27 protein-coding genes, 1 tRNA gene and 1 pseudogene are annotated in these 25,315 nt (G+C 39.3%); 9 read left to right on the top strand and 20 right to left on the bottom strand.

What is annotated here, in order from left to right; translation table 11 throughout:
* Positions 1 to 29 precede the first annotated feature (29 nt).
* Complete coding sequence (locus D7322_RS03800; protein WP_121121485.1) at positions 30 to 1,100, bottom strand: Gfo/Idh/MocA family protein; 1,071 nt, start codon at positions 1,098 to 1,100, stop codon at positions 30 to 32.
* A 28-nt stretch (positions 1,101 to 1,128) separates the two neighbouring features.
* The gene (locus D7322_RS03795; protein WP_121121483.1) at positions 1,129 to 1,719 is read right to left on the bottom strand and encodes a phosphatase PAP2 family protein; all 591 of its coding nucleotides are present in this window, start codon (positions 1,717 to 1,719) and stop codon (positions 1,129 to 1,131) included.
* A 468-nt stretch (positions 1,720 to 2,187) separates the two neighbouring features.
* On the opposite strand from D7322_RS03795, the gene hisG reads away from it, so the two are divergent.
* On the top strand, positions 2,188 to 3,039 hold the full coding sequence (gene hisG, locus D7322_RS03790; protein WP_121121481.1) for an ATP phosphoribosyltransferase: 852 nt from the start codon (positions 2,188 to 2,190) through the stop codon (positions 3,037 to 3,039).
* Positions 3,040 to 3,060: 21 nt separating this feature from the next.
* Complete coding sequence (gene hisD / locus D7322_RS03785; RefSeq protein ID WP_121121478.1) at positions 3,061 to 4,353, top strand: histidinol dehydrogenase; 1,293 nt, start codon at positions 3,061 to 3,063, stop codon at positions 4,351 to 4,353.
* 90 nt (positions 4,354 to 4,443) lie between these two features.
* Here the strand turns inward: hisD and D7322_RS03780 are convergent, their stop codons facing one another.
* Genes D7322_RS03780 through D7322_RS03770 form a run of 3 tightly spaced genes read right to left on the bottom strand, consistent with a single transcriptional unit; the run spans position 4,444 to position 7,325 of the window.
* Positions 4,444 to 5,358, bottom strand: coding sequence for a YARHG domain-containing protein (locus tag D7322_RS03780; RefSeq protein ID WP_121121476.1), 915 nt, complete (start codon positions 5,356 to 5,358; stop codon positions 4,444 to 4,446).
* 42 nt (positions 5,359 to 5,400) lie between these two features.
* Positions 5,401 to 6,069, bottom strand: coding sequence for a DUF2306 domain-containing protein (locus tag D7322_RS03775; RefSeq protein WP_220700012.1), 669 nt, complete (start codon positions 6,067 to 6,069; stop codon positions 5,401 to 5,403).
* A gap of 11 nt (positions 6,070 to 6,080) precedes the next feature.
* A complete protein-coding gene (locus D7322_RS03770; protein WP_183078594.1) occupies positions 6,081 to 7,325 on the bottom strand; it encodes an ABC transporter permease in 1,245 nt (414 codons plus the stop codon).
* A 184-nt stretch (positions 7,326 to 7,509) separates the two neighbouring features.
* Here D7322_RS03770 and queA point away from each other — a divergent pair, with 184 nt between their 5' ends.
* Together queA and D7322_RS03760 are read left to right on the top strand one after the other, a co-directional pair.
* The gene (gene queA / locus D7322_RS03765; RefSeq protein WP_121121472.1) at positions 7,510 to 8,559 is read left to right on the top strand and encodes a tRNA preQ1(34) S-adenosylmethionine ribosyltransferase-isomerase QueA; all 1,050 of its coding nucleotides are present in this window, start codon (positions 7,510 to 7,512) and stop codon (positions 8,557 to 8,559) included.
* Positions 8,560 to 8,644: 85 nt separating this feature from the next.
* Positions 8,645 to 9,334: a 2-C-methyl-D-erythritol 4-phosphate cytidylyltransferase gene (locus D7322_RS03760; RefSeq protein WP_121121470.1), complete on the top strand. Its 690-nt coding sequence runs from the start codon at positions 8,645 to 8,647 to the stop codon at positions 9,332 to 9,334.
* Between the two features lie 5 nt (positions 9,335 to 9,339).
* Here the strand turns inward: D7322_RS03760 and D7322_RS03755 are convergent, their stop codons facing one another.
* The 9 genes from D7322_RS03755 to D7322_RS03715 all read right to left on the bottom strand — a co-directional run bounded on the left by D7322_RS03755 (position 9,340) and on the right by D7322_RS03715 (position 16,286).
* Positions 9,340 to 9,495 carry a lmo0937 family membrane protein gene (locus tag D7322_RS03755; protein WP_104382583.1) on the bottom strand — a complete coding sequence of 52 codons (156 nt, stop codon included), beginning with the start codon at positions 9,493 to 9,495 and terminating at the stop codon, positions 9,340 to 9,342.
* 70 nt (positions 9,496 to 9,565) lie between these two features.
* Entirely contained in the window at positions 9,566 to 10,342 is a 777-nt protein-coding gene (locus tag D7322_RS03750) for an MBL fold metallo-hydrolase (RefSeq protein ID WP_121121468.1), read from the bottom strand.
* A complete protein-coding gene (locus D7322_RS03745; RefSeq protein WP_245971244.1) occupies positions 10,339 to 10,608 on the bottom strand; it encodes a hypothetical protein in 270 nt (89 codons plus the stop codon). Before D7322_RS03745 ends, D7322_RS03750 begins: the two co-directional genes overlap by 4 nt.
* A gap of 158 nt (positions 10,609 to 10,766) precedes the next feature.
* Positions 10,767 to 11,894, bottom strand: coding sequence for a glycosyltransferase (locus D7322_RS03740; protein WP_121121464.1), 1,128 nt, complete (start codon positions 11,892 to 11,894; stop codon positions 10,767 to 10,769).
* 5 nt (positions 11,895 to 11,899) lie between these two features.
* Positions 11,900 to 12,850: a glycosyltransferase family 2 protein gene (locus tag D7322_RS03735; RefSeq protein WP_121121559.1), complete on the bottom strand. Its 951-nt coding sequence runs from the start codon at positions 12,848 to 12,850 to the stop codon at positions 11,900 to 11,902.
* A 99-nt stretch (positions 12,851 to 12,949) separates the two neighbouring features.
* On the bottom strand, positions 12,950 to 13,552 hold the full coding sequence (locus tag D7322_RS03730; RefSeq protein WP_121121462.1) for a DUF4199 domain-containing protein: 603 nt from the start codon (positions 13,550 to 13,552) through the stop codon (positions 12,950 to 12,952).
* Between the two features lie 2 nt (positions 13,553 to 13,554).
* Positions 13,555 to 14,229: a hypothetical protein gene (locus D7322_RS03725; protein WP_121121460.1), complete on the bottom strand. Its 675-nt coding sequence runs from the start codon at positions 14,227 to 14,229 to the stop codon at positions 13,555 to 13,557.
* A gap of 3 nt (positions 14,230 to 14,232) precedes the next feature.
* Entirely contained in the window at positions 14,233 to 15,501 is a 1,269-nt protein-coding gene (locus D7322_RS03720) for a dihydroorotase (protein ID WP_121121458.1), read from the bottom strand.
* A 215-nt stretch (positions 15,502 to 15,716) separates the two neighbouring features.
* Positions 15,717 to 16,286 carry a UbiX family flavin prenyltransferase gene (locus D7322_RS03715; RefSeq protein WP_121121456.1) on the bottom strand — a complete coding sequence of 190 codons (570 nt, stop codon included), beginning with the start codon at positions 16,284 to 16,286 and terminating at the stop codon, positions 15,717 to 15,719.
* A gap of 329 nt (positions 16,287 to 16,615) precedes the next feature.
* On the opposite strand from D7322_RS03715, the gene D7322_RS03710 reads away from it, so the two are divergent.
* Complete coding sequence (locus D7322_RS03710) at positions 16,616 to 17,284, top strand: ankyrin repeat domain-containing protein (protein WP_245971243.1); 669 nt, start codon at positions 16,616 to 16,618, stop codon at positions 17,282 to 17,284.
* Here the strand turns inward: D7322_RS03710 and D7322_RS03705 are convergent.
* Positions 17,281 to 18,558 carry a DUF2851 family protein gene (locus D7322_RS03705; RefSeq protein ID WP_183078593.1) on the bottom strand — a complete coding sequence of 426 codons (1,278 nt, stop codon included), beginning with the start codon at positions 18,556 to 18,558 and terminating at the stop codon, positions 17,281 to 17,283. The two genes, D7322_RS03710 and D7322_RS03705, sit on opposite strands and share 4 nt — an antisense overlap.
* A 74-nt stretch (positions 18,559 to 18,632) precedes the next feature.
* Positions 18,633 to 19,676: a bifunctional diaminohydroxyphosphoribosylaminopyrimidine deaminase/5-amino-6-(5-phosphoribosylamino)uracil reductase RibD gene (gene ribD, locus D7322_RS03700; protein ID WP_121121452.1), complete on the bottom strand. Its 1,044-nt coding sequence runs from the start codon at positions 19,674 to 19,676 to the stop codon at positions 18,633 to 18,635.
* A gap of 33 nt (positions 19,677 to 19,709) precedes the next feature.
* Between ribD and prmC the strand changes: the two genes are divergently transcribed.
* The 4 genes and pseudogenes from prmC (at position 19,710) to D7322_RS28875 (ending at position 21,831) form a co-directional block, all read left to right on the top strand.
* The gene (prmC, locus tag D7322_RS03695) at positions 19,710 to 20,570 is read left to right on the top strand and encodes a peptide chain release factor N(5)-glutamine methyltransferase (protein WP_121121450.1); all 861 of its coding nucleotides are present in this window, start codon (positions 19,710 to 19,712) and stop codon (positions 20,568 to 20,570) included.
* Between the two features lie 117 nt (positions 20,571 to 20,687).
* A tRNA-Lys gene (locus tag D7322_RS03690) sits at positions 20,688 to 20,760 on the top strand.
* A gap of 306 nt (positions 20,761 to 21,066) precedes the next feature.
* Positions 21,067 to 21,276 (top strand): annotated as a pseudogene (locus tag D7322_RS29215) (Arm DNA-binding domain-containing protein); the annotation flags it as partial.
* An 84-nt stretch (positions 21,277 to 21,360) separates the two neighbouring features.
* Positions 21,361 to 21,831 carry a phage integrase SAM-like domain-containing protein gene (locus tag D7322_RS28875; RefSeq protein ID WP_245971242.1) on the top strand — a complete coding sequence of 157 codons (471 nt, stop codon included), beginning with the start codon at positions 21,361 to 21,363 and terminating at the stop codon, positions 21,829 to 21,831.
* 24 nt (positions 21,832 to 21,855) lie between these two features.
* On the opposite strand, the gene D7322_RS03680 is transcribed toward D7322_RS28875, so the two are convergent.
* The 4 genes from D7322_RS03680 to D7322_RS03665 all read right to left on the bottom strand — a co-directional run bounded on the left by D7322_RS03680 (position 21,856) and on the right by D7322_RS03665 (position 24,173).
* Entirely contained in the window at positions 21,856 to 22,083 is a 228-nt protein-coding gene (locus D7322_RS03680; protein WP_121121447.1) for a DUF6965 family protein, read from the bottom strand.
* 96 nt (positions 22,084 to 22,179) lie between these two features.
* A complete protein-coding gene (locus D7322_RS03675; RefSeq protein ID WP_121121445.1) occupies positions 22,180 to 23,295 on the bottom strand; it encodes a hypothetical protein in 1,116 nt (371 codons plus the stop codon).
* A 124-nt stretch (positions 23,296 to 23,419) separates the two neighbouring features.
* A complete protein-coding gene (locus D7322_RS03670; RefSeq protein ID WP_121121443.1) occupies positions 23,420 to 23,836 on the bottom strand; it encodes an immunity 22 family protein in 417 nt (138 codons plus the stop codon).
* Between the two features lie 43 nt (positions 23,837 to 23,879).
* Entirely contained in the window at positions 23,880 to 24,173 is a 294-nt protein-coding gene (locus D7322_RS03665; RefSeq protein ID WP_121121441.1) for a hypothetical protein, read from the bottom strand.
* Between the last annotated feature and the right edge of the window lie 1,142 nt (positions 24,174 to 25,315).

Below are 25,315 nucleotides of genomic sequence, written 5' to 3'. Positions count from 1 at the left end.
AAAAGAAATACACCTTGATGAAATGAAAACTATAATAATACCGTTTGCCTGGTTTTCACAGCTTCATCGCAAGCGAGCGCGATGCGTAAACTATTGATCGCGTCTTCCATGGAAGAAGACAGGTCAAGATCCGCTATGATCGCCTGCCGAAAGAAGCGTTGCTCCCTGTTACACAATTCCTGATGATCGGGTTCATCAGACAAGTTTATCCATTCATCTTCTTTGGTAAATTCATTATCCGCATCTAAATCCGCATAATGAACTCTCAAACGCTCTGTTTGTGTATGCGCTGCGACCGAATCCGATTTGCCTTCGTCACTAGCTTTGTCTGCAACAATAGACACCGATCCCCTTGGGCCGAAAACGTCTTTTACAAAAAATGCATTTTGGCTCACCATAGGGCCCCATCCCGCTTCATACCAACCGACAGAGCCGTCCTCAAAATGCAACTGGAGCTGACCATAATTATAGTTCCACGCCGGAATATCGTCAGTAAGTCGGGCACCTATCGCCGAAACACGTACCGGTTTAACACCCGCCATCTGACACATCACATCAATGTAGTGAACACCACAGTCAACAATTGGACTCAGACTTGACATCAGATTGCGATGAACATTCCACATGTAACCATGGCTTTGTTGATTGAGGTTCATCCGCATGACCAAAGGTTTTCCCAAAGTCTTTGCGACCTCTATAAACTTAATCCACGAAGGGTGGTAACGCAGAATATATCCCACCACTAGTTTTTTACCATATTTTATGGCAGCATTCACGACTTCTTCAGCTGAGGTTACATCCTCCGCCAAGGGCTTCTCAATGAAAACATGAGCGCCTGATTCGAAAGCCTTAATCGCGTAGTCCCTATGGGTATCCGGATAAGTCGCAATACAGACAGCATCGGGTTTTGTTTGTTCCAATGCGGACTCGTAGGATTCAAACAACGGATATTCGGAACCTAATTCCGCATTAAGTTTACTTTTGCTATCTCCTCTAGCAACCAGACCAACGATTTCAAACCCTTCTAGATCATGATAAGCTTTGGCATGAGAAGCCCCCATATTACCACAGCCCACCACCAATATTCTAATAACTTGCATCAATTATTCGTTTAAACAAATTTCTATTTTATTTTCTTAATCCATCCAATGCAAAAGCAGAGCCTGCACCCAGCACCGCACCAGCCAGCACATCCGTAGGATAATGTACCCCCAAATACATTCTGGAATAGCCAACACTAGAAGCCCAGAGTAATGAAGGAGCTACAACATACCATTTTGAATAGGCGCGGGATAATGCGGAAGCTGTCGCAAATGCTGATGACGTGTGCCCGGAAGGGAAAGAATAGCCACTGGCTGTGCGAACAGATATAAAGTTTGGATATTTTTTAAATGGTCGGCTCCGTTTGATCAAATGTTTTATTCCCACATTAACTAATGCCGTTACAGCGGTACTACTCGCTACGTAAAGTGCGTTTTGACGCATGGCTTTGTCGTTATTAACAGCTCCTGCAACTAATAAGCCTACGGGTACAGCCACCTGCACATAGTTATTGATATCAGAAAGCACTTTAAAAGTCTGTGTCTGAGGCTCGGTCCTTGTTTCGGCAATAGACTCCAAAATACGGATATCTAATGTAGAAGCTGGCTTTTCCTGAGCCAGGGTAAAACCGGACAGACAGGTCATCCAGCTTACTAAAATAAATGCTATTCTTTTCATCTATACAGATTCTTTATTATACTTTACTTCATTTAACACAGTAAAACTATGCATGGCACTATAACTATTGAAGTCGTCATACCGCGGATGCTTACGCTCCCTTACCCAGATCGGCCGATAGGCAATGGAAACTTAAAAAGACTTCATTTGTTAAAAATAAGGAATTTTCTAAGAGTTATCAGTCTATGTTTCAAACTTTATAGAAAACAGGCATAAATTTTAGCGATTTAAACCGTCACAGCCCGGATCTTTAAACTTTTTAAAATGATATTTTTGTATTTCCCATTAATTTACTATAAATTTGCTATCAGTTATTAATACAAACATGGTCTATACCTACGTACATCATTTTCATTTGCATCATCGCCATAGCGGCGATATGTTAATTTAATGTGTTCTTACGTAGAATACCTTCCCTCTTGTTTGATTTCTTATTATTAATAATTTACTGCTAACATTTATAAAGCGTTGAAAAATCTTAAAATTGCTATCCAAAAATCGGGTAGGTTAAACGAAAAATCTGTTCAATTACTGAAAAACTGTGGTTTAGATTTCGAAAACTACAAAAGTTCCTTAATTACTACTGTGGGCAACTTCCCTCTGGAAATATTATTTCTCAGAGATGATGATATTCCGGGTTATGTCGAACAAGGAATAGCTGACCTTGGTATTGTAGGTGAAAATATCATTGATGAAACCGAATCAAAAGTAGAATATATTAAACGCCTTGGCTTCGGAAAATGCACCTTAAAACTAGCGATACCGAAAGATAGTTCCATTCAGGACATCAAAGACCTTAACGGCAAAGCAATCGCCACCTCTTATCCCAATATTCTCAAAAATTTTCTTGACGATTACAAAATCAACGCAGATATACGATTGATATCCGGATCTGTTGAAATTTCACCCGGTCTGGGGCTTAGCGACGCAATATGTGATATTGTTTCCACAGGCGGAACATTGAAAAGTAATGGTTTAAAACCTTTTGCAGATGTCAAAAATTCGGAAGCAATTTTAGTGGGACGAAAAGGACTCGAAGGAAACGAAATCCTGGCCGAACTAGTTCAACGCATTGAATCAGTTCTGCTTGCCAAGGAAACCAAATATGTGGTATTGAATGTAGAGAAGAAAAACCTTCCCGCAATCACTTCACTACTACATGGTGTAAAAAGTCCAACCGTAGTTCCATTGGCTGAAGAAGGCTGGGTAGCCGTGCACACCGTTATTACGGAGGATGATTTTTGGGATAAGATCAACAAATTAAAAGCTGAAGGTGCACAGGGTATCGTTGTGATGCCGATCGAAAAAATCATTCTTTAAACTTGAACGATTCTGACGACCATGTTAAAAAAATATGATTACCACTCTTTAAAAGAAGAGGAACGGCAACAGCTGGTTACCCGGAATACAGACCCGAACAACGCAATTCAGGATGTCGTCCAGGATATTATTCAGCAGGTACGCATACAAGGTGACACTGTACTCCGTGAGTATGCCGAAAAATTTGACAAAGTACAGCTTAACAAACTCTTTTTGGATACGGATGACATAGATGACCTAGCGGCAACAATACAGCGCGACCAACAGCGCGCTTTGGAAATCGCATTCCAGAATATCCACCGGTTCCATAGCACGCAGCTTAAAAGAGAACGCACCGTCGAGACAATGCCGGGCGTAAAATGCTGGCGGGAAATACGTCCGATTGAAAAAGTAGGCCTGTATATCCCCGGGGGGTCTGCAGTATTGCCGAGCACATTATTGATGCTGGGTATCCCGGCTCGCATCGCGGGATGTAAGGAAATCGTAGTTTGTTCACCGCCACAATCCAATGGAAAGATTAATGGATTTGTCGCTTATTGTTTGAAGTTGCTCAATATTAAGCGGATCTACCTTGTTGGTGGCGCACAGGCGGTAGCAGCCATGGCGTTCGGTACGCAATCTATTCCGAAAGTCGACAAAATCTTTGGTCCGGGCAATCAATTTGTCACCAAGGCAAAGTCAATCATACAAGGATTAACGAATGTTAGCATAGATATGCCTGCCGGTCCATCTGAGGTACTTGTCATCGCTGACGAATCTGCCAACCCTGCATTTGTGGCGGCGGATCTTCTCGCGCAAGCAGAGCACGGAGCAGACAGTCAGGCCGTATTAGTTGCGACTTCCACGGCTATGGTAGATGCCGTTAATACGCAACTCGAGATACAATTAACTGTTTTGCCCCGCAAGGAACTTGCCTCAAGAGCAATCGAAAACTCCTATGCTGTCACAGTTGGTAACCTCCAGGAGGCCATTCAGTTTTCAAATGAATATGCTCCGGAGCACCTTATCCTTGAAACGGATCAATGGGAATCCCTGACACGTCATATCAGCAATGCAGGTTCGGTCTTCTTAGGACACCTTACCCCAGAAAGCGCCGGTGATTACGCATCAGGCACAAACCATACGTTGCCAACTTCTGGATATGCCCGGTCCTATTCTGGAGTTTCCGTGGATTCTTTTGTTAAAAAAATAACATTTCAGCACATCAATGAGACCGGACTTCAACAAATCGGATCTACGGTCGAAATACTTGCCGAGCTCGAAGGATTACAAGCACATAAAAATGCCATTTCCATTCGGAACAAACAGGTATAATTAGCGAAACTGAAAGCACAAAAAAAAGGGCTGTACACAAGTACAGCCCCTTTTTTTGTGCCTCAATCCAAGACAAAATCCAGCGAAAAATTACCTTCCGAATGTGTCATAATTATCTGTCGCATACTTCTCAAATCTCGTGAGAAGAGCAATATTATCTTTTTCCAACGGACTCAGATCCGCGCTGACATCTTTCGAAACCGGCACGTACCAATCTACCGGATCAAAGAACTGACGAATAGAAGGTTTAGTAAATGCATAACCATGCCGGGCAAAAATCGTATTTCGGATAATCTCCAGATCTAATTTTTTTAAATTTTTCAAGTCTTTCTCAGCCAATTTTTGTTTAGAGGCATTTATACTGAATACTGCCGGGGATGCAGAACGATAATATTCCATCACATAGGTATAAGTCGAATCACCGTCTTGATCTGTCGCTTCTTTCTTTTTCGAATTGATCCAATCGACCAAAGTTCCATATTCTTCATCTTGATTATTTAACATCAGATTGGGATTATAGGCAAATTGTTTCTTTAATAACTTGAAATTTCTTTTTTTAATCTTCACGCTCTGATCATAGGCCACCCAGCTACCGATCAATGTATCATCTCTCAGTTTTATTTCAAAACGACCATCTGATTTTTTGTCCCCGGGTTCATCTAACAGTAGCTGAATGGCATTCCCCTCGCCCTCAAGTTTCCCTGTCAACGAACGTAGATTCCCTTTGACCACATTCTGCCCAAAAACATTCCCTTTAGCTGTAATTTTTTTTATGGTCAAGTTTATTTTTGGATTATAATCTGTATTTGGAAGGCCCGCTCCATCTTCAAGTAAATTTTCATCAATCACAAAATCGCCCACCCAATTGCCATAAAGCTCCTGATGCGCTTCACGCTCGATAACAACGGAATCTTTTGCTTTGGGCTCAACGGCCTTCTTATTTGTTCTATCCTTACAACCGATCAGGGCAGAAAGCGCTAACAATAAATAAATATTCCTTTTCATTTTGTTATAATTTGTTTTATTAAAAAAATAAGTTCATGCCATTTATAAGCCTTGGAGACCATAATGGTTTCGTAAATTATGATTTTTTCGATAAATAATAAACTCTACAAGTAATAAATTAGGAACCCAGCCCAACCAGGCAATAATCTGATAAAGATCCATCGGATTTGGATGAAAGAGATAGACTAGAATCACCTTCCAAAAGCGCAATGTAATTGCTGAACAGGTCAGGGCAAAGCTCCGCAGCATAAAATCATGGTGAAGATTAATTTTTCTCTGAACTGCCAGGCGCACTGCCTGCCATGTAAAATAGAACCATCCCAGTGCGAGCAACTCAAATGAAATGATTGCAAATACCCCACCGTTGGCGACAGAGCCAATCAAGGCACCAGAAGGTGCTGCAAATCCCAAAATACTGACGACATACATATAGCCGATCGTCCGATGTAATCGGGGGCGCTTCTTCAGTAAGCCTAAATTAAATTGAGTAAAACCAGCGGGCAAAGCAAGGATTGCTGTACAGACATGGGTATAAAAAGCATACTTATACCACCAAAGCTCCTCAATTTCAGTTTGTTTGATCATTAGAAAATTTGCATCTAATGCAAAACTTTGGTAGCGCCAAGTAATTTCCGCCATCAACGTACAGCTGTAAGCAAAAATCAAAATCCAAAATCCATTCAATATCGAAATTTGGGCTTTTTTTTTCATGACGAGTTTATTTATTTACTTCGAATTGCTTCGACAGGATCCAACCGGGAGGCCATTAAAGCCGGAACTATCCCTGATATTAGGCCAATAAACGTCGAAAGAGAAACCGTAAGAATCACCATCTTTAAGCTGACGACAATGGCCACACCAGTAGCCAATTGAACGATAAAAGCCAGAAAATAGACAACGACAAGACCAATCCCGCCCCCTAGTAAACAAAGCACGATAGACTCAATGAGAAACTGCGATAAGATGAAGAAGTTTTTAGCTCCCAATGCTTTTTGGATTCCAATAATATGTGTTCGTTCCTTAACGCTGACAAACATGATATTCGCGATACCAAAACCACCAACTAAAATAGAAAAAATACCAATGGAAAACCCAGCAAGATTGATGATACCAAAAAGCTGATCCAAAGCGCCCGTAATCATCGTTGTCTGGTTAATGGAAAAGTTTTCTTCACGTTGCGGGGCAATGCGACGGATCGAACGCATCAATGTTTTTGCCTCACTTTCCGCCTCCGCCAAGGTATAATTCGACTTGATCACCATGGCTATACTCGGCGAGAAATTATCATAATTGACAAGATTACGGGCCAATTCAAAAGGAATAAAAGCCGTATCATCAGGCGATGTATTGATTAATACACCATTACCTTCTTTTTTTAACACGCCGATAACCTGAATCTTCCTGCCCAACATACTGATATACTTCCCTACGGGCTCCTGATTTGGAAAAAGGCCCTCCGCGATGTTGGCTCCTAATACCGTAACAAGAGCTCCACTTCTGGATTCACTTTCGGCAAAATATCGACCGTCAACAATATTTAAGTTCTGGATATATAGATTTTCATAGGTAGCAGCATTGACAGAAGAACCTTGGGCCGAATTGTTCTTATATTTAATCGTCGTATTACCGATATTGATCATATATGCCATATACTCGGCTGTTGTCATACGACTTCTTAAATCTTGGTAATTATTATAGGTAGGTTCGGGCCTATTCAAATATTTCCACCAGGGATAATTGGGCCCTCCATCCCAGGGCCATTTTTCGATATAAAGCGTCTTACTGCCGATCTTCTTGACAGATTCCTCAATATTATTTCGTAAGGTATCTACCGCTGAAAACACACCTATAATGGTAAAAATACCGATAGTCACGCCCAGCAAGGAAAGCAAGGTACGTGTACGGTTGTCCTTTAATGCCGAAAACGCAAACTGACAACTTTCCAATATCAATCGAAGGAATAACATAATTGTATTCTAAAATACAATATAGTTTTGATTTAATGTCAAAATCAATAAAAATATATGCATAAATTAGAAATAAGGCCTTTTGATACCCAAAAAAGTTATAACTTTGTATGCTTTTTGCAACCTAGTATTTAGTGCACTGTAATGCACTGAAAGGCAGACATTAATATATATATCATTAAAGATGAAGTTATCTCAATTTAAATTCAACTTACCAGAATCATTACTTGCTTCTGAACCTTCTGAAAATCGTGACGAATCGCGTTTGATGGTCTTACATCGGGATACTGGTAAAATTGAACACAAAATTTTCAAAGATGTATTGGACTATTTTGACGATAAAGACGTCATGATATTAAACAATACAAAAGTTTTTCCAGCGCGCCTATATGGTAATAAAGAAAAAACTGGAGCTACGATTGAAGTTTTCTTGTTACGCGAATTGAACAACGAGCTTCGTCTTTGGGATGTATTGGTTGATCCCGCACGTAAAATCCGTGTCGGCAACAAATTGTATTTCGGCGAGGATGACTTATTGGTCGCGGAGGTTGTTGACAATACGACTTCACGTGGACGTACAATCAGATTCCTATTCGAGGGCACCGACGAAGAATTCCGTCGCAACATCGAAATTTTGGGTGAAACGCCACTTCCTAAATATATCAAGCGTAAAGCAACTCCAGAGGACAAATTCCGTTACCAAACTATTTATGCCAAAAATGAAGGCGCCGTTGCTGCACCTACAGCCGGTCTTCACTTTTCCCGTGAATTAATGAAGCGTTTGGAACTTAAAGGTGTGGATTTCGCCGAAGTCACATTACATGTGGGTCTTGGCACATTCCGTACTGTTGAAGTGGAAGATTTGACTAAACATAAAATGGATTCGGAGCAATTTATTATTACGGATGAAGCTGCAAAAGTAGTGAACAGAGCAATTGACAATAAACGTCGCGTATGTGCTGTTGGAACGACATCCATGCGTGCGATTGAATCCTCTGTGTCCGCAGATCATCACTTAAAGGCTGCTTCAGATTGGACAAGTAAGTTTATCTATCCTCCTTACGATTTCAGCATTGCAAATTCAATGATTACCAATTTCCATACACCGGAATCTACGTTATTGGTAATGATCGCAGCATTCGCGGGATATGAGAACGTAATGAATGCCTATGAGGTTGCTGTAAAAGAAAAATACAGATTCTACAGCTACGGCGATGCGATGTTGATCATCTAATCAAGTAGATTAAAAAATATCTTGAAACGTGGGTAGCTTGTAAACTATCCACGTTTTTTTAAATAAAAACACGCAATATCTGTCTATGAATTTTGTCATTATCGTTGCCGCCGGAACCGGGAGTCGTATGAACAGCGACTTGCCGAAACAGTTTCTAGATTTAAACGGTGTACCGGTGATTATGCATACCATCGACCATTTTCATCAGTCACCAGTGATTTCGGAGATTATCTTGGTCATCAGCAAAGAAATGGAGCAATTCTGGACAGATTTATGTCTAAAACAGCATTATCGTACGCCAGTTCATTTGGCTTTCGGCGGTGATACCCGTTTCGCGAGTGTAAAAAATGGTCTTGAATATATCCAGAAAAATTTCGAATTAGCAGCAAATGATTATATTGCCGTTCATGATGGTGCCCGTCCCATTGTCTCCAGCTCTTTAATTGCCCGGGCATTCCGGGGGGCATACGAACATCAAGCCATTGTCTTAGCGCAAAAAAGTATTGAATCAGTCCGGACCGGCAACAGCACATCAAATAATGCTGTTGATCGAAATCAGGTTTGGCTGGTACAGACCCCTCAGGTATTCCAGGCAGAATTGCTAACACGAGCTTACTGCCAAAAAGAGGATCCTTTATTTACGGATGATGCCTCAGTGGTTGAAAAACTGGGCAATCGCATTGCTATTGTTGAGGGCGATGCTAAAAATATTAAAATCACCTATCCACAAGATCTACAAATTGCCCAATTTTATTTAAACCTGATTAAAAAGTGAATTGATTATGCGTTACCCCGAATGACGCGCAACAGCACGACAATAATTGCAATGACCAAAAGGATGTGGATAATGTTATTTCCGGCTGCATAACCTCCAAAAAAACTAATCGCCCAGATGATCACTAAAATAACGGCGATGATGTACAGTAAGTTTCCCATTTCTTTATAATTTAATACCTTATTCTGTTTTATATAGGTATAACAATAAGAAATGCACTAAAGTTTTATATTAAATGGATTCGTCAAGATTGATCTGCAAACGATCGTAAGCGAGGTATATATTGGGTGGTAGTTCTTCCGACACCTCCTTATGTAAGCCCATTCGATGCCCAATATGTGTAAAATAGGTCTTATCGGCATTAATATCCTCTGCAAATGTTATCGCCTCCTGCAGGGTTAGATGGGAAATATGGGATTCTTTTTGCAGTGCATTAACGACCAGAATTTTTACACCTTTCAGTAGCTTCCTGGTTTCTTCAGAGATAAATTTCGCATCGGTAATGTAGGCAAAATCATCTATCCTAAATCCAAGCACAGGCATTTTATAATGCAATACCTCGAAAGGCATAATCTCTTTTCCAAATAGAAATAATGGCTCCCCTGCTTTTATTTCTTCCAAATCCAATCGCGGTGCTCCGGGATATTTAATTTCAGTAAAGGCGTAGTAAAATTCACGTTTTAGGGCTTCATGAAGAGCTTCTGTCCCATAAATAGCAATAGAAGAATGCTGCTGATAATTAAACGCCCGTACATCATCCAGCCCAGCTATATGATCTTTGTGCGGGTGTGTCATCAATACGGCATCCAGATGCAGTACTTTTTCACGCAACATCTGATAACGAAAATCAGGGCCGGTATCGACCACAAGCGTATGATCATTATATTCAATAAGAATAGAAGAACGTAATCGCTTATCATATTTGTCCTGAGATTGACAGACCTGACATTGGCACGCAATAACGGGTACCCCTTGTGATGTTCCGGTTCCTAAAAATGTAATTCTCAAACTATTGTCTTTGATTTCAATACCTCTTCATAAATCGGGGAAAGTTTTTCAGAAATAACCTCTGAATCAATTTCCACCTCCAATAAAATATTCCATAAGGACTGGATTTTTATCTCCAGATTAGAAAACTTATTCACGACTACAACCTTTGTCGCCTGCAACATGCAGGCACCAGTGCGGAATGAACCTTTTTCATACCTTACTTTAAAGCCCTGCTCTTTAAAAAACTCCTCTATCTTTGTTAAACTACTCTGTGTAAACGGCAACAAAATCTCTCCTTCTTTTTAGTTTTTTTCTCAGTATTCCAAACTTAGATAAATTTGCCTTTATATACAAATAAATTCACTTACACACATTTGTCAGGTATTTGAAATGTGATTTCAAAAACCGCTATAGCAGGGGATATTTTCGTTATTTTCGGGTATCAATCAACTAGTTTAAGAAGCTCGTTCCCAAAGGTGTCCCAGCTATATTTTTTCTTTTCGTCTAATATGTTTGTCCGGAATTGAGCTTCCTTATCGTAATGATAGAAAGATACGATTCCATTGACGATACTGCTCACATTGGGCTCAACTACATAACCTACGCTGCCGTCCTGTACCAGTTCAGGCAAGCCGCCTACATTGCTTACAATCATGGGTAAATCAAAGTGATAGGCAACCTGCGTAATTCCACTTTGTGTAGCAGTTCGATAAGGCAATACAACACAGTCAGCAGCCGAGAAATACCGACCGACCTCCTGATTGGGAATAAAATCAGTATGCATGTAAATCACATCCTTCAAATGATATTTTTTGATAAGTGCCAAATAAGGTGTCGGGTCTCCGTAAAACTCCCCTGCCAATAACAATTTGATATTTAGTTCCCGGACCCGGGCATCCGCTAAGGCTTCCAGTAATAGATCCAGACCCTTATATTGTCGAATAAACCCAAAAAATAGAATAACACGGTCCCCCTGTTGAATATTGAGCAACTTGCGGGATTCAGCTTTACTCATGTGAAGACCATAATTATCATATAAAGGATGAGGTGTATAAACAGCTGGCATCCGCGGACTCAACATCTTTAAGTCAGCCAGTACACTTTTGCTCATGGTGACACAGGCATCCACAGATTTCAAAAAATAGCGGATCAAAAATTTATCTCCAAAACGCTGCTCATGCGGAATAATGTTATCCGCAATACATACGATCTTGGTGTATTTATTTTTTCGCACCTGCCGTTGAATTGTACCTAAGCAGGGACCAAAAAACGGCATCCAAAAACGGACGATAAGTAGATCATATCGAGCCTCCCGCAGTTCCCTTCCTATCCTAAACCAGTTCAAAGGGTTGATCGAATTAACTTTCGTTTTAATATTCAGACCGGGTGGCGCCGGTTCATCGGAGAATTGGGATTTGCCCGGAAACAGAAAATTGGGATATTGTAACGTGAATGAGTAAATATCCACCTCATGCCCCAATTCTTGAAAGTGAGATGCCAGTCGTTCGTTAAAAGATGCGATCCCTCCTCCCCTTAAAGGGTATGCGGACCCCAGAATCACAATGCGCATAGAAATTAAATGACTTTTTCGATTTGATACTCGTTCCGGTCCGAACTACTTCTCGAAACCAGCTCGGCCAAAAATCCTGTCAAAAACAATTGGGTACCTAAAATAATCGCCGTCAGCGCAAAGAAAAATAATGGTTGATCGGTTATATCCCTAAAGGGTGTTCCATTAGCTATACTCATCAATTTGTGGCAGATCAAATAGATTGAAATAAATAAACCTGCAAGGAAACTTATAACCCCCATAACGCCAAAAAAATGCATCGGCCGTTTGGAAAATTTTCCGACAAAGAATATTGACAGCAAGTCTAAAAATCCTTTAACAAAGCGTCCCGGTCCAAATTTTGTTGTACCGTATTTACGTGGATAATGTTGAACAATTTGTTCCTGAATATTCGTAAATCCAGCCCATTTTGCAATAACGGGAATATAGCGGTGCATTTCTCCGTAGACTTCGATATTCTTAATCACTTCCTTCTTATAAGCTTTGAGACCGCAGTTAAAATCATGTAGATTATGAATACCTGACATGGATCTGGTCACCCCATTGAATAGTTTGGTCGGAATTGTCTTTGTCAATGGATCGTAACGCTTTTGTTTCCAACCCGAGACCAGATCGGCTCCCTTATTCATAATTCGGTCGTATAACTCCGGAATTTCATCGGGGCTATCCTGCAAATCTGCATCCATAGTGATGACCACATCGCCCTGGGCTGCAGCAAATCCAACATTTAAAGCAGCGGATTTACCATAGTTACGTCTGAATTTAATGGCTGAAATATTGCCATTTTGTGCTTTCAATTCTTCAATGATCTTCCAAGAATTATCCTTGCTCCCATCATCGACCAAAATTATTTCGTAAGAGAAGTGATTAGCCGTCATAACCCGGTCGATCCAGGCCGTCAATTCGGGCAAAGATTCTTCTTCATTAAATAATGGGACAACAACAGAAATATCCATGTGAATGTTAATCATGCTAAAAATGTACTATTTTAATACAAACAAAGGTATTACTTTTCTCAGCAATACCTTATGCACTATATTTTATTTTATAAAAATCTACTTGACAGGCTGAGCGAATACTGGTTTTTCTTTTTTTGAAAGCGCAGACAATAGCAATGCAAACACAAATTGAAACAACAATGTAATGGCCAAACCTTTAAAGATCTGACCCAAGGTTATCTTTCCGATCTCGTCCACCTGCTTTTCCAATTCGGCAATTTTCGAATCAATGACTTCATCAGGAACATTATTCTTTTCCATATACTCAATGGTCACATTAATGGTGTGCGTCACAACCTGTTCCTGCAGTGTAGGATTGACAAAATTAACATAAACCTGTGTTCCGATTGTTGAAATAATTGTCGAAATAGCCAACATCATAAAAATGGATTTAAGTGCGATGGAAAAACTCCAATAACCTCCATTGGCTTTTCTAAGAGAAAAGGAAAACAATGCAGATATAATAACAAATATACCCGTATTGACAATAAATGACATAGACATAACTCCCCAGAAGGAAGTCAGATCCTTAACAACGAACAAGACGATCAGACCAAGAACAAAAGAAATAACGCCCAGAATGACGCCATAGATAATACTCTTTTTCTTGTCAATTACCGCGTCAAATCCGGCATTGCTGGGGTTAATTGAATCTGTCATAATTAGTTATTATAATAAGTACTAAGAACCTTATAAAGAGCCAAATCAAATGCTTTATTGTTCGATACCGCAACGTATTCTTCAAACTGTTGATCACTTGGTTTCAACTCACTAAAGAAACTCATTATGGGATAGAACAGTTCATATACCTCACTTCGAGGATTAACTCCCTTAGCGACTTTGGCTATTTCTGCATACGGGCTATCCACTAGAATCTGATTCGCAATGATATCCTCATAGATTTCATGTTCATCCTGAAACTCATCTTCATCAACCAATAAAAACTCTTTTAAGAAATCATCCAGTTCGGGTTCAATCTCGTCATCTTTACACTCACCTAAATATAGAAAAATATTCAATAATTCAGTTCCACGATCTATGGTCTCGTCTTCAATAGCTTCCCATTCTTCAGAATCCAGGTAGTCATCTTCCAGCTTGAGCACATCATTAGAAAAGAAATTCATCAATAGTAAGTCAACATAGACTTCACGAAGTTCATCAAACAACGGATAATCGTCAAAAGACTGATCCAGAAGTTCCAATTTCTCCAGATAGGTAGCTTCAGTATTGAATACTTGAATGACTTTCGTCAGAAATTCTGGGGCCGTTTCAATCCCGTCAACTTTTCCATAATTTAAAATACCTGCTTCAACAGCAGCTTTTATGTTTGCTTCCATGGTTTAATCGTTTTTAATGATTTGATTATTATTGATGACCAATTCGACAGCCCCTTTTAGTGTCTGTCCGAATAATGGGGAATTTTTTGATTTGGATTTATTTGTCTTTTCATCGAAATTCCAGGATTTTGCAGGGTCAAACAACACAAGATTCGCCATAGCTCCTGCTTTAATTTGCGGGACAGCTAGGCCCAGAATTTGTCTTGGTCTAACAGCTAGGCTATGTACAATTTGCTCCTCGTTTAATCCGGCACGAATTAACAAAGGTAATACAGTTTGCAATCCTATAATACCATTTTTTGCAATATGAAATTCCACATTTTTAAATTCTATTTCCTGTGGGGTATGCTGTGAAACCACGGCGTCTATGACACCATCCTTTAAACCTTTTATCAGCGCTTTCGCGTCGGCTTTGGTTCTTAATGGCGGGCTCACTTTATAGTTACTGTCAAAACCGATAATATCCTCATCTGTAAATACCAATTGATGTGCTGCCACGTCACAAGTAACCCGAAGGCCTTTCGCTTTCGCTTTTTTAATTAGATCTACGGCTTCGGGCGTACTGATCGACGCAAAGTGGATCGGGGCTTCCGTATATTCCGCGAGATATAGATCACGGGAAACCATCAAGGATTCTGCAAGATTGGGAATTCCTTTCATTCCCAAATAAGTGCTCATTGTACCCTCATTCATTTTATTGCCACCCGCCATGGACTCATCTTCGGCATGCGAAAAAATCAGTCCTTCAAATCCTTTTGCATACAACAAAGCCCTACTCATCAGCCCAGCTTGTTGCACCCCCCTATTTCCATCACTGAAAGCAACAGCACCATTCTGTTTCATATCATAGAGCTCGGCCATTTCCTTACCTTCCCGCTTCTTACTAATTGCGCCAATGGGATGTATATCCACAATATTTCCTTTTGCAGCATTGACCACAAGTGCCACCTCGGACCGGCTTTGGATGGCAGGCTCGGTATTGGGCATTACGGCCACGGCAGTGAAACCGCCGGCAGCAGCAGCAGCCGTTCCCGTCCGGATATCTTCTTTGGTCTCTAAACCCGGTTCCCCAAAATTGGCATGTAAATCGAAAAATCCAGGCGATAAAATCTTACCCGTTCCATCGATGGTCTCTACGGTTTTATCAGCTACTTTGATGGTGTTTCCAATCTGTGCAATCTTTCCTTTTTCGATAAGTACATCAACAGTCTGCTGATGATATTCGTTACCCGGTAAAATTACTTTAACAGAAGTAATCAATAAGCTTTTCATATATGAATGTGATTGAAATTAATAGGATGCAAATTGTATGTTGAAGCTTGTAGCGTATTCTTTAGCAACAAACAAAAAACGAATTTATCACTATAAATTGTATAGCCATAAACAGATTTTTCGCGTGATGCTTTTGATTGCTTCATTTCGAGAAACAAAGTTACAAAATACAATTTTATTATAGAACACTAAAAATAGATTTCAGTGAACATTCATTAGGAATTTTCTCCCCATTGATAATGCTTAAAATCAAATCCGGCTAAACTCAAAATCCGATCGACCACTGTCTCCGCCAACTCCTCCAAAGTTTTTGGTAAGCTATAGAAAGACGGAGAAGCCGGACAAATGATTCCGCCTGCTTCGGTAACCAGTTTCATATTCTGAATATGAATAATACTTAATGGTGTCTCACGTGTAACTAAAATAAGCTTCCTTCTTTCCTTTAACATAACATCCGCCGCACGGGTAGTAAGATCTGAAGAAATCCCATAGGCTATTCTGGACAAGGTTCCCATAGAACAAGGACAGACAATCATGGTATCAAAACGCGCTGAACCCGATGCAAAAGGGGCAAAAAAATCATTTTTATCATAGAATTTGAAAGGCACGTCCTGGTAACTCTCATCCCCCAATTCAGCCCGCCATACATCCTTCGCATTATTTGACATCACAATACCCACCTCAGCTAGCTGAGATTTTAGCGAATTCAGTTTTTCCAGCAGTAACTTCGCATATATAGAGCCGCTCGCTCCTGTAATAGCAACAACAATCTTTCTTTTGGACATTTCTTTTAAATATAAAAACAAAGCTATAAAAAAAGGGTCGAAGTGAGAAACACTCGACCCTACATCTACCTATGAAAAACATGCCCTTGGGAGGGGCTTAACAAAAGTACATCTACTTTTTAATTTTCAAAAATATTAAATGAATTACTACACATTTGTGTATATAAATTTTAAAAAAACACCTCTTTTAGCCCTGATCCCATCCAAATTATTGCCCCGATTTATATCCCTTACAATTTTTAAGGATTTTATGACAGCTTGATTTCGCAAATAAATTCGTTACTCAAACAGTTATTTTCATTAATAAAACCTATTTTAGTAGGAGAGTTATGCAATTACATTTGAAAATGAACCTTTCTGTTTTAGAACAATATATTGAAGAAGGCAAAAGTCACGACATTGATCTGCTATTGATTGGAAACCCTGAATTATTACAAGAGACGACCAGTCATGGAATTTCACCGTTGTTATTGGCATGTTACTACAATAAACCGCAAATTATCCGGATACTTCTTCAACATACCAAAACAATGACCATCCATGAGGCCTGTGCAGCGGGATTAACAGCATATGTGGAGGCGATTATCCAACAGGCTCCATCGGTCGTCAATGAGTGGTCTTCACATGGTTTTACACCTTTGTTACTGGCAACTTATTTCAACAGAGTTGACATTGTCCGTCTATTGTTGTCCAAAAAGGTAAATCCTAATATAGCCAGCAGAAACGAACAACTCTGCTACCCCCTGCATATTGCAGCTTCAAATAATAATGAGGAAATCGGCAAAATGCTCATTGAAGCCGATGCCGATGTCAATGCGATTCAGGCTACAGGTGAGACTGCTTTACATTTTGCTGCGCAACACGGGAATATTGACTTCATTGTTACCTTGCTCGAATTTGGTGCCGATACAAAAATTTTCAACCTCGCAGGATTCAGCCCAGCGGACTTCGCTTTGGAAAAAGGATATAAGGAAATCGCCGAAATACTCGCGAATTAACCACTTCGCAAAATTTCGGCACCAATCCGACAATGAAGGCACTGTCTCTTATCGCAGTACATTTTCTTCAATTGCAATATCGCCTGGCTTTGGGCCGCATTTTCGGCATGCCAGTCAAATTCTCCAAACCGCTTTATGATCGCGTTTTTCTCAACAGGAAGCGTTTCCAAAAAATCAATGGCCTTGTCAATATACCGCTCTATCCCATAATATTTGCCATAAGCGAAAAGAAATAACACCACAACATTAACAATGAGAATATCAATGGTATCTGCCCCTATTCTTCCAGAATGCGCCGTACACCCCTTACCTTTCGGTAAAACACGAGATTTCCAGTACTCACTTAACTGTTCAATACGAAACAATGAACGTGCATCCTCTAAATTTTCCAGATCTAAGATCATTGAAAAACTTAATGACTTATCCGTAAATAAGGCGACCAACTGTGCTATCCGAAGTTCAGGAAAATTATAAGGTCGCATCCGCAACTTTTTCCACACAGCGCTCATGACCTCCATTCCATGAGCAACCTGTTGATAAACAAACTCATTATAGAGCAACTTAACATGTTCATCATGCGCATTACCGGACAAGAAACCAGCTACTCCAAAAAAAATTGCTTCGATCTTCAAGGTATCCGAACGATACTTTTTCAATAATGATATAGGTAGTTTTTCTCCGAGTTCATGAAATGCCTCTGCATTCACTTTCAATCCCATACACCTACATATCCAGATCCAAAATACCTTTTCCCAATCATTGTCATTATCAGCCAATAGACTAAAGATCGTTTGAACTTTCATCTCCAGCCGCTCATAAGATAAAGCGCCCAACCACATTGTCTTTTTTAGTACATCAACTGAACTTAGCTGCGACTGACAAGGAATCCAGTTTGTCGTATTCATCATTGTCGAATACTTATCAAGCAAATGCTGATTGACGTACACCGAAAGCAACATTGTTGGGATAACACTCCCATCACTCCGGTATATGACTTTATCATTTACCCAGACAACATGAAGTATAACATTATTATAAGCTGCATCATCCCGATGATGGTGCCTATCCCAATCCGATGAACGAACATGGAGTTCAATATTTCCATACCATTCTTTGTCTCCAAGTAAGATATGAGACATTAAAAAATCTGGTCCTGCATTCAGGTTATGCTGACCAAAGTTCATCAAAATCAACGGCTCTCCGTCCGTGGACCGCAATCCTATTGTATTGAATAGCCGTAGTTTCCAGATAAACTGCATTAAGTTTTCTGTCATCACCATAAGTGTATACTAAGAAATTAAACTAACCGGCTATGATCTGTAATTTCTTAAATATACAATTTTATCTGCTATTTCACATAAACCATCAGCAAGTCATTGGAGATCATCCGTTTTTCCAAAATCCGTCCATTCAACTTTGGGGCGGAAACACCGCTATGCAATTCTCTCTCCGATTGAAACACGCGCGCTTCATCCCAAAGACCAGCATCAATAAATGTTTGCAAGGTCTTCGCTCCCCCTTCAATGATAATGGACTGCACATCCATTAGGTACAATTGATAAAGGATACTTTGTGGTAAATACAGACCATAATTTTCAAGTTCAATATATTTAATATGTCCTTGCCAATCTGTTTTTTTTGCGTTAAACACAATGGTATCGGCTTTTTCATCAAAAATATTATTTTCAGGAGAAATGGTCAGATCCCGATCTATCAACACACGGATTGGATTTTTACCTTTCCAATGCCTAACAGTCAAACTCGGATTATCCAGTTGAGCAGTATGGGTTCCGACTAAAATTGCATCCTCTTCGGCGCGCCAACGATGGGCCAGTTGCCGGCTTGCGGTATTACTGATCCACACCTGCTTATCCTGCTGACCTATCAATCCATCTTTAGATTGTGCCCATTTTAAAATAACATACGGTCGGTGTTGGCCGATTCGTGTAAAAAAACGGCGATTGAGCCAGATTGCTTCCTTCTCCAAAAGCCCAATTTCAATCTCAATACCTGCCGCTCTCAATATTTCAACACCTTTACCATTGACTTTCGCATAGGGATCCAGACAAGCGACAAAAACCTTCGATGGTTTTAAATCGGCGATCATATTGGCGCAGGGAGGTGTTTTACCATAGTGTGCACAAGGCTCAAGACTCACATAAAATGTACTTGCAGCCAGTAATTCCTTTGCCGTATCACCATACCGCTCCAGCACCTGACTTACAGCATTAACTTCAGCATGGGGACCTCCGTAAGGAGAAGTGTACCCCTCTCCTATAATTTTGTCATCATGAACGATAACTGCACCCACCATGGGGTTTGGACTTACAGACCCTGCTCCTAGCTGAGCGAGATCCAAGCAGCGTTGCATATATTGCCTGTGCATATTCATAATGCAAATCTATGAAAATCGTACCTTTGAAGCATGAGAATACTTCAAGATTTCGAATTATCGTTTCAACATGAATTAAAGTCCATATATGGCAGTGACGAAATAAAATCCATATTTCTACTTGTAGTCGAAGAATTATTGGATATAAAAAGAATAACATATCCTTTTAAAAAGGATGATATCGTCTGTGAAAACGATGCTCTTCGTTTCCGGAGAATTCTTCAGGATCTCAAAAAAAGCAGACCAATCCAATATATTTTAAATAAAGCAGATTTTTACGGCGAGCTTTTCGAGGTGAATGAATCGGTCCTGATCCCGAGACAGGAGACGGAGGAACTCGTTGATCTTATTATAAAAACACATGCGACCTCATCTCATCTAAAGGTTATTGATGTCGGCACCGGTTCAGGTTGCATCCCAATTATTTTATCAAAATACTTAAATCAGGCGCAGGTAACCACGGTAGACATCTCTAAAGAAGCAATCCATATCGCCAGAAAAAATGCGCAAAGCTTGGGAGAACCCGTTCATTTCATCAATGCTGATATTTTAGAATGGGATTACATTTTTTCAGATCAGCAATACGATATTATCGTTTCGAACCCGCCTTACATCACACCAAATGAAAAACAGCAAATGCAGCAAAATGTATTGGCGTATGAACCAGAACTCGCTTTATTCGTTGAGGAGAGTGCACCGCTGATCTTTTATGATGTCATTTCATCCTTTGCCTTAAAACATTTGACACCAAACGGAGACCTTTATTTTGAAATTAATCAATATTTGGGACCGGAAACCAAGGATCTCATCGAAAAAAAGGGCTTCCGGCAAGTACAGCTCATCAACGATATCAATGGTGCCAACCGGATAATCCATGCAAAGAAAAGTATCTAGAAAAAATAATCTTTTTATTTACTAGACAGTTAACATCGGTTAACCAAATTTTAGAACCAATTATTTGGAGCATATCGAAAGAAATTCTACCTTTGCATCACTTTCAAAAACAGAAAGGATTCCGTAGCTCAGCTGGTAGAGCAATACACTTTTAATGTATGGGTCCTGGGTTCGAATCCCAGCGGGATCACAAAAGGCGTTAATTTTAGCGCCTTTTTTCTTTTCACCCTGAAAATCAATGGTTTCTACAAATAATAATAATAATAATATCTTGTATCATATCGAACCATATAAAATGGAGCCCCTTTCAGTGCCCCATTTTAGTATGTAAATTGGGGCACCATTTTTTAAACGATCTGATTCTGTGCAGTTGGATTAAAGGATTGGAAATTAATTCCGGCCATGTGCTGGAGCGTTTTTTCACTTTAAAACGTGTGTTAGATGAACAATCAGAAAGTAAACATTCTATTTTGGCTAAAAAAGTCAAAAAAAAACGAGCGATGGAACCGCCCCCTTGTATGCGAGAATTACCATCGGCGGTGAAGAGGAGCCGATATCACTCGGCATTAAAATTAAACCAGAATATTGGGATACCGAACTAAAACGGGATACCGAACCAAGCGCTACGGCCAGGGAAAACAATCTTAAGATTGCAAAGGCAGACCTGGATCTGGATACGCATTTAAAAATCTTACGGAGTCAGTATGAGAAGATAACCCCGCTCATACTAAAAAACGCATATTTAGGTCTCCCTCTTAATTTCAATGGCCAAGTAAACACTTTGCAGGATTTGAAAATTCCTTCCCTTCTTGAAGTGTTCGAGGATTTTATAAACCGGTTCAAAAAATTTGTAAAAAAAGGTGAGCGTTCCTATGAAACATTGAAACATTGGCACTCAGCTGAAAAAAAGATAAAAGCCTTTCTCAAATTCCAATATAAAACTGAAGACTTTGCTCTGGAGAATATCAAGTATTCCTTCGCTGAAAAATTCTTCGATTACATGACTCTTGAATTGGAAAAGCCAATCAGCGATGTCACTGCAAAAGGGTATGTAAAAAAACTAAAGCAGATACTTGAGAATTGTGCAAATCACAATTATATCACAAACAACCCAATAAAAGCCTTTGTATGCTATGGCAATGAAAAGGAAATAGAGCCTCTCGAATTTGACCAGATTAATGCTATACAAAGAAAAAAAATCTCATTAAATCGATTGGGAGAAGTAAGGGGTGTAAAAAACAATGTACTTATCTTATATTAGAAAAGCAACAGATAGCCCGAGGAATTAAATTTGATTTCTGATGGCCTCTTCCAATTCTTGCAGTCGCTTAATATACCGCTCAAACCAGAGATTGCCGGCATTGGCTCCTGCAGAAGCAAGATGGAATTCTATAAACCTGGGGATGTCATGAATTACAGAATATCCGTTTTGATATTCCTTTATTAAAATAGGCGGTTCTTTAAAGAAGGTTTCGAGTCGTGAAACTTCACTTTTCCATTCTTGTAAAGTCATAAAATTAATTTTGATTAGATCACTTATTAACCCATATCTCAGAGAAAAAGCACGCCAAGTGTCATTTGCTAATTCAGAAATACTTATGAAAGATTCTTATCGAGCTATGCCTTCTGTTATTGGTAATGGATCGTTCAAAGGAGAAGTACGATCTTCCATCTCAACCAACGGTAATTGCAAATTTGTTGTAGTGTCAGCTTCCTCAAATGCTGTCGCACTCGAAACAATATTAAATTTCAAATTGCTATTTCTAAGTAAAACAATCTCTCCCCCTATTGCCGAACATAATAATAGGTTAGCATCCTGCGATCTTGTTAATGAGTTACAAAGTGAACCGCAGCATTTGATCGATTCAATAATTTTTCCTGTTCTCTGATCAATACAATTTATATAGCCATTATAATACGGTACGATCAGTGTGGATGACGATATCAAAAAATCATTATTATAAGTTATACCCCTGGTATTACCCCAGGGTTCAGGAATATTTAAGCCTTCATCGTCCGTAAATTCGTTAATAAAATCCAGCGAAGGGAATTTATTAACCTGGTAACTAAAAGGTGGAAACCCGCCCGTCGTGACAAATTCCTCGCCACTCTCAGAAAAACTACATGCGCTTGGAGCAAATAATGTGGCTATATATTTCCGGTAAAGCTTTACGGAGTTATCCTTAATTTCGAAAAAACGTATACTTCCGGTATCTTCTGATTCTGTTATTTGTGCTGCAATTATTTGCTCACTCGGATGAACAACTATGTTCTTCGTATACACCTCACATAAAGCATCGGTATTATCCAGCCTGACTAGAGAATTCAGATGATAAAATTCAATTTGGGATGAGCCAGCGTTTGCCGCGATCAAAAGGTTTTTTGAAGCAATAGCCTTGATGCAAGAGTAGCCTCTTAAGTGTGGCGCCAAATTGTTTTGTGCCACGTCCCCGCATGTTCGTGAAACAGTTTTCGTATTAATATTCCATTCAATATTCCTTGTACCATTTAAAGCAAACCAAACGTAGTCTTCTGTAGAAAAACAGGCATCCAAAATAACAAAATCAAATTGCTGGTAGTAAGATAGAATTAATTGGTCGTCTACAATATTAATAATTGCAAACTCACGAGAGTTATCAAATAACACAAGGGCTGTACTGCCACTTGCGTTGATTAAAGATTTTGAAATTTTACGCTTCAGATCTATTTTATTTACTATCTGCATTTGTGGTTATTTTTTTAAGCGCTTATGGATTTTGTAAAAGAGGCCAGATTCCCGCTGGTGACTTTTCAAAATTCGCATCGGATATTCTCATGCGTTCCAATATAATATTTGATTAAATGGGGCATCAGAAAGTTGTATCAAAAAAACCAATGTAGGTAAGATCATTGAATTTCTTTTCAGGTTCGTTTACCTTCAAATTGGTATCTGTATAGAAAAAAAAGGCATTAGCTTCCGTAATTCCTGTTGCAATACATGCTTCTTTAACGATTTCCGGTGAGCTAATGTCTTCCATTTCCGCCAACAATTCGCCAATTTCCAGCAGTGCTTCGCCTGCATAATAAATGAAAAGAAAATCTTCATTGAAACTGTACTCCTTTTTCAAATCTTTACTAAACTGGCTTAGCTCTACTTCGGAAGGATTTTTTTCTTTGCCAGTCGAATCGAAAAGAAAAGCCTTTGACTGATCAAAATATTTGTCAAACTCACTTTGTTTTTTTCTCGTAAACCCAACCCATATATGGGCTTTTGACATTCTAGACATAGACCTTTTTATTTGTTTAGTTATTCATTTTTTCTCGTATAAACTATTCATTATAAAAATAATAAACGTTATTCCAGCGTTTGGGAATCCAGTTATTCTTGACCATTACAGAATCTTCAGTTATGTAAAACTTCATTATAACCGGCCTGGAGGTTTCTATTTTAATATCATCAGCTGCTTGGAGATCAATGACCCTTCCGGAGGAATCCGTTCCGGATATCTCAAAAGAGATATGCTTGTCAGTGAGCATATCGAATAGTTTTTCCACTTCGATAAGCTCATCCTCAGAGTTGGTAGCAGTGGTAATTTTATTCCATAAATAATCTATTTTTTTCATGTCAGTCCTGGATGAGTTGCACGACTGCAGACATGTTATAATAACGGACAAAAAAGATACCCTTTTCCACTGGTTCATGAGACTTTTTTTTAATAAAGTTTATAATTGTGTCTACCATAACATCAGGGTAAATCTAATGAATTTTGAAGTTATTAAAAAGATTAAAACTTCACAGAAGGCATAAATTCGGTCATTTACGCTGAGTGTCCAAATAAAATCAATGCTCGATTTTATATAATATTACATAAATAAATTAGGCATGATGAAGATTTTTGCGGATTTTGATTTTTTTTGTACAAATAAGTTCTTTAAATCAGTACAAATCAGGTCAAAAAAAAATGGTACCCCTTTCAGGACCCCTCATTTGATAGACCTTATACAAGATATTATAAATTAACGCATTACCCTTATGGGTTCGAATCCCAGCGGGATCACAGAGGAAAAGCTAATCGCAAGATTGGCTTTTCTTGTTTAAACGGGCTCAAATCTACAAAATGAGATTTATAGACATGGGGGTATATTCGGCCAACTTTTGGGCAGAACGGTACTTTTTGTTGCCGATTTTGACACCTAATAACCAAAATCAGAAGAAAATCTAGGCCTACACCCAATTAAAAGGCTATTTTAATGGTAAGCAAACACTTACCGTTGCTAAGGAGAGATGAACAAAACGTCCTTAGCATTTGTTCATCTCTCCTCAACATTTCACCAAATGTCCTCAGCATTTCACCAAACGTCCTCAGCATTTCACCAAACGTCCTCAACATTTCACCAAACGTCCTTGGCATTTGATCGATCGTCCTCAGCATTCGAGCGATCGTCCTTAGCATTTGATCAATCATCCTCAGCATTCGAGCGATCGTCCTTAGCATTTGATCAATCGTCCTCAGCATTTGATCAATCGTCCTCAGCATTTGATCAATCGTCCTTGGCATTTGATCGATCGTCCTTAGCATTTGATCAATCGTCCTTGGCATTTGATCAATCGTCCTTGGCATTTGACCAAATATCCTCAAGGATAACTTGTTTTTGATATCATTTATACTAATGATCAGCGTATATCCGTTGCTTTTGATCTTAAAAGAATGAATGGAGAATTCGAATACTTAACCGATAAACGAGATACGCATGGCGATAATATA

Source organism: Sphingobacterium puteale, assembly GCF_003627955.1.
Lineage (GTDB): Bacteria > Bacteroidota > Bacteroidia > Sphingobacteriales > Sphingobacteriaceae > Sphingobacterium > Sphingobacterium puteale.
The sequence above is the reverse complement of the archived record's forward strand: the minus strand, read 5'-3'. Positions and strand labels throughout refer to the sequence as shown.

What these genes read in the sequence shown, in the direction of transcription:
- D7322_RS03800 (WP_121121485.1), bottom strand. Translation starts at nt 1,100, where the DNA reads ATGCAAGTTATTAGAATATTGGTGGTGGGCTGTGGTAATATGGGGGCT.
- D7322_RS03795 (WP_121121483.1), bottom strand. Translation starts at nt 1,719, where the DNA reads ATGAAAAGAATAGCATTTATTTTAGTAAGCTGGATGACCTGTCTGTCC.
- hisD (WP_121121478.1), top strand. Translation starts at nt 3,061, where the DNA reads ATGTTAAAAAAATATGATTACCACTCTTTAAAAGAAGAGGAACGGCAA.
- D7322_RS03780 (WP_121121476.1), bottom strand. Translation starts at nt 5,358, where the DNA reads ATGAAAAGGAATATTTATTTATTGTTAGCGCTTTCTGCCCTGATCGGT.
- D7322_RS03775 (WP_220700012.1), bottom strand. Translation starts at nt 6,069, where the DNA reads ATGAAAAAAAAAGCCCAAATTTCGATATTGAATGGATTTTGGATTTTG.
- D7322_RS03770 (WP_183078594.1), bottom strand. Translation starts at nt 7,325, where the DNA reads ATGTTATTCCTTCGATTGATATTGGAAAGTTGTCAGTTTGCGTTTTCG.
- queA (WP_121121472.1), top strand. Translation starts at nt 7,510, where the DNA reads ATGAAGTTATCTCAATTTAAATTCAACTTACCAGAATCATTACTTGCT.
- D7322_RS03760 (WP_121121470.1), top strand. Translation starts at nt 8,645, where the DNA reads ATGAATTTTGTCATTATCGTTGCCGCCGGAACCGGGAGTCGTATGAAC.
- D7322_RS03755 (WP_104382583.1), bottom strand. Translation starts at nt 9,495, where the DNA reads ATGGGAAACTTACTGTACATCATCGCCGTTATTTTAGTGATCATCTGG.
- D7322_RS03740 (WP_121121464.1), bottom strand. Translation starts at nt 11,894, where the DNA reads ATGCGCATTGTGATTCTGGGGTCCGCATACCCTTTAAGGGGAGGAGGG.
- D7322_RS03735 (WP_121121559.1), bottom strand. Translation starts at nt 12,850, where the DNA reads ATGGATATTTCTGTTGTTGTCCCATTATTTAATGAAGAAGAATCTTTG.
- D7322_RS03730 (WP_121121462.1), bottom strand. Translation starts at nt 13,552, where the DNA reads ATGACAGATTCAATTAACCCCAGCAATGCCGGATTTGACGCGGTAATT.
- D7322_RS03725 (WP_121121460.1), bottom strand. Translation starts at nt 14,229, where the DNA reads ATGGAAGCAAACATAAAAGCTGCTGTTGAAGCAGGTATTTTAAATTAT.
- D7322_RS03720 (WP_121121458.1), bottom strand. Translation starts at nt 15,501, where the DNA reads ATGAAAAGCTTATTGATTACTTCTGTTAAAGTAATTTTACCGGGTAAC.
- D7322_RS03715 (WP_121121456.1), bottom strand. Translation starts at nt 16,286, where the DNA reads ATGTCCAAAAGAAAGATTGTTGTTGCTATTACAGGAGCGAGCGGCTCT.
- D7322_RS03710 (WP_245971243.1), top strand. Translation starts at nt 16,616, where the DNA reads ATGCAATTACATTTGAAAATGAACCTTTCTGTTTTAGAACAATATATT.
- D7322_RS03705 (WP_183078593.1), bottom strand. Translation starts at nt 18,558, where the DNA reads ATGACAGAAAACTTAATGCAGTTTATCTGGAAACTACGGCTATTCAAT.
- ribD (WP_121121452.1), bottom strand. Translation starts at nt 19,676, where the DNA reads ATGAATATGCACAGGCAATATATGCAACGCTGCTTGGATCTCGCTCAG.
- prmC (WP_121121450.1), top strand. Translation starts at nt 19,710, where the DNA reads ATGAGAATACTTCAAGATTTCGAATTATCGTTTCAACATGAATTAAAG.
- D7322_RS03680 (WP_121121447.1), bottom strand. Translation starts at nt 22,083, where the DNA reads ATGACTTTACAAGAATGGAAAAGTGAAGTTTCACGACTCGAAACCTTC.
- D7322_RS03675 (WP_121121445.1), bottom strand. Translation starts at nt 23,295, where the DNA reads ATGCAGATAGTAAATAAAATAGATCTGAAGCGTAAAATTTCAAAATCT.
- D7322_RS03670 (WP_121121443.1), bottom strand. Translation starts at nt 23,836, where the DNA reads ATGTCTAGAATGTCAAAAGCCCATATATGGGTTGGGTTTACGAGAAAA.
- D7322_RS03665 (WP_121121441.1), bottom strand. Translation starts at nt 24,173, where the DNA reads ATGAAAAAAATAGATTATTTATGGAATAAAATTACCACTGCTACCAAC.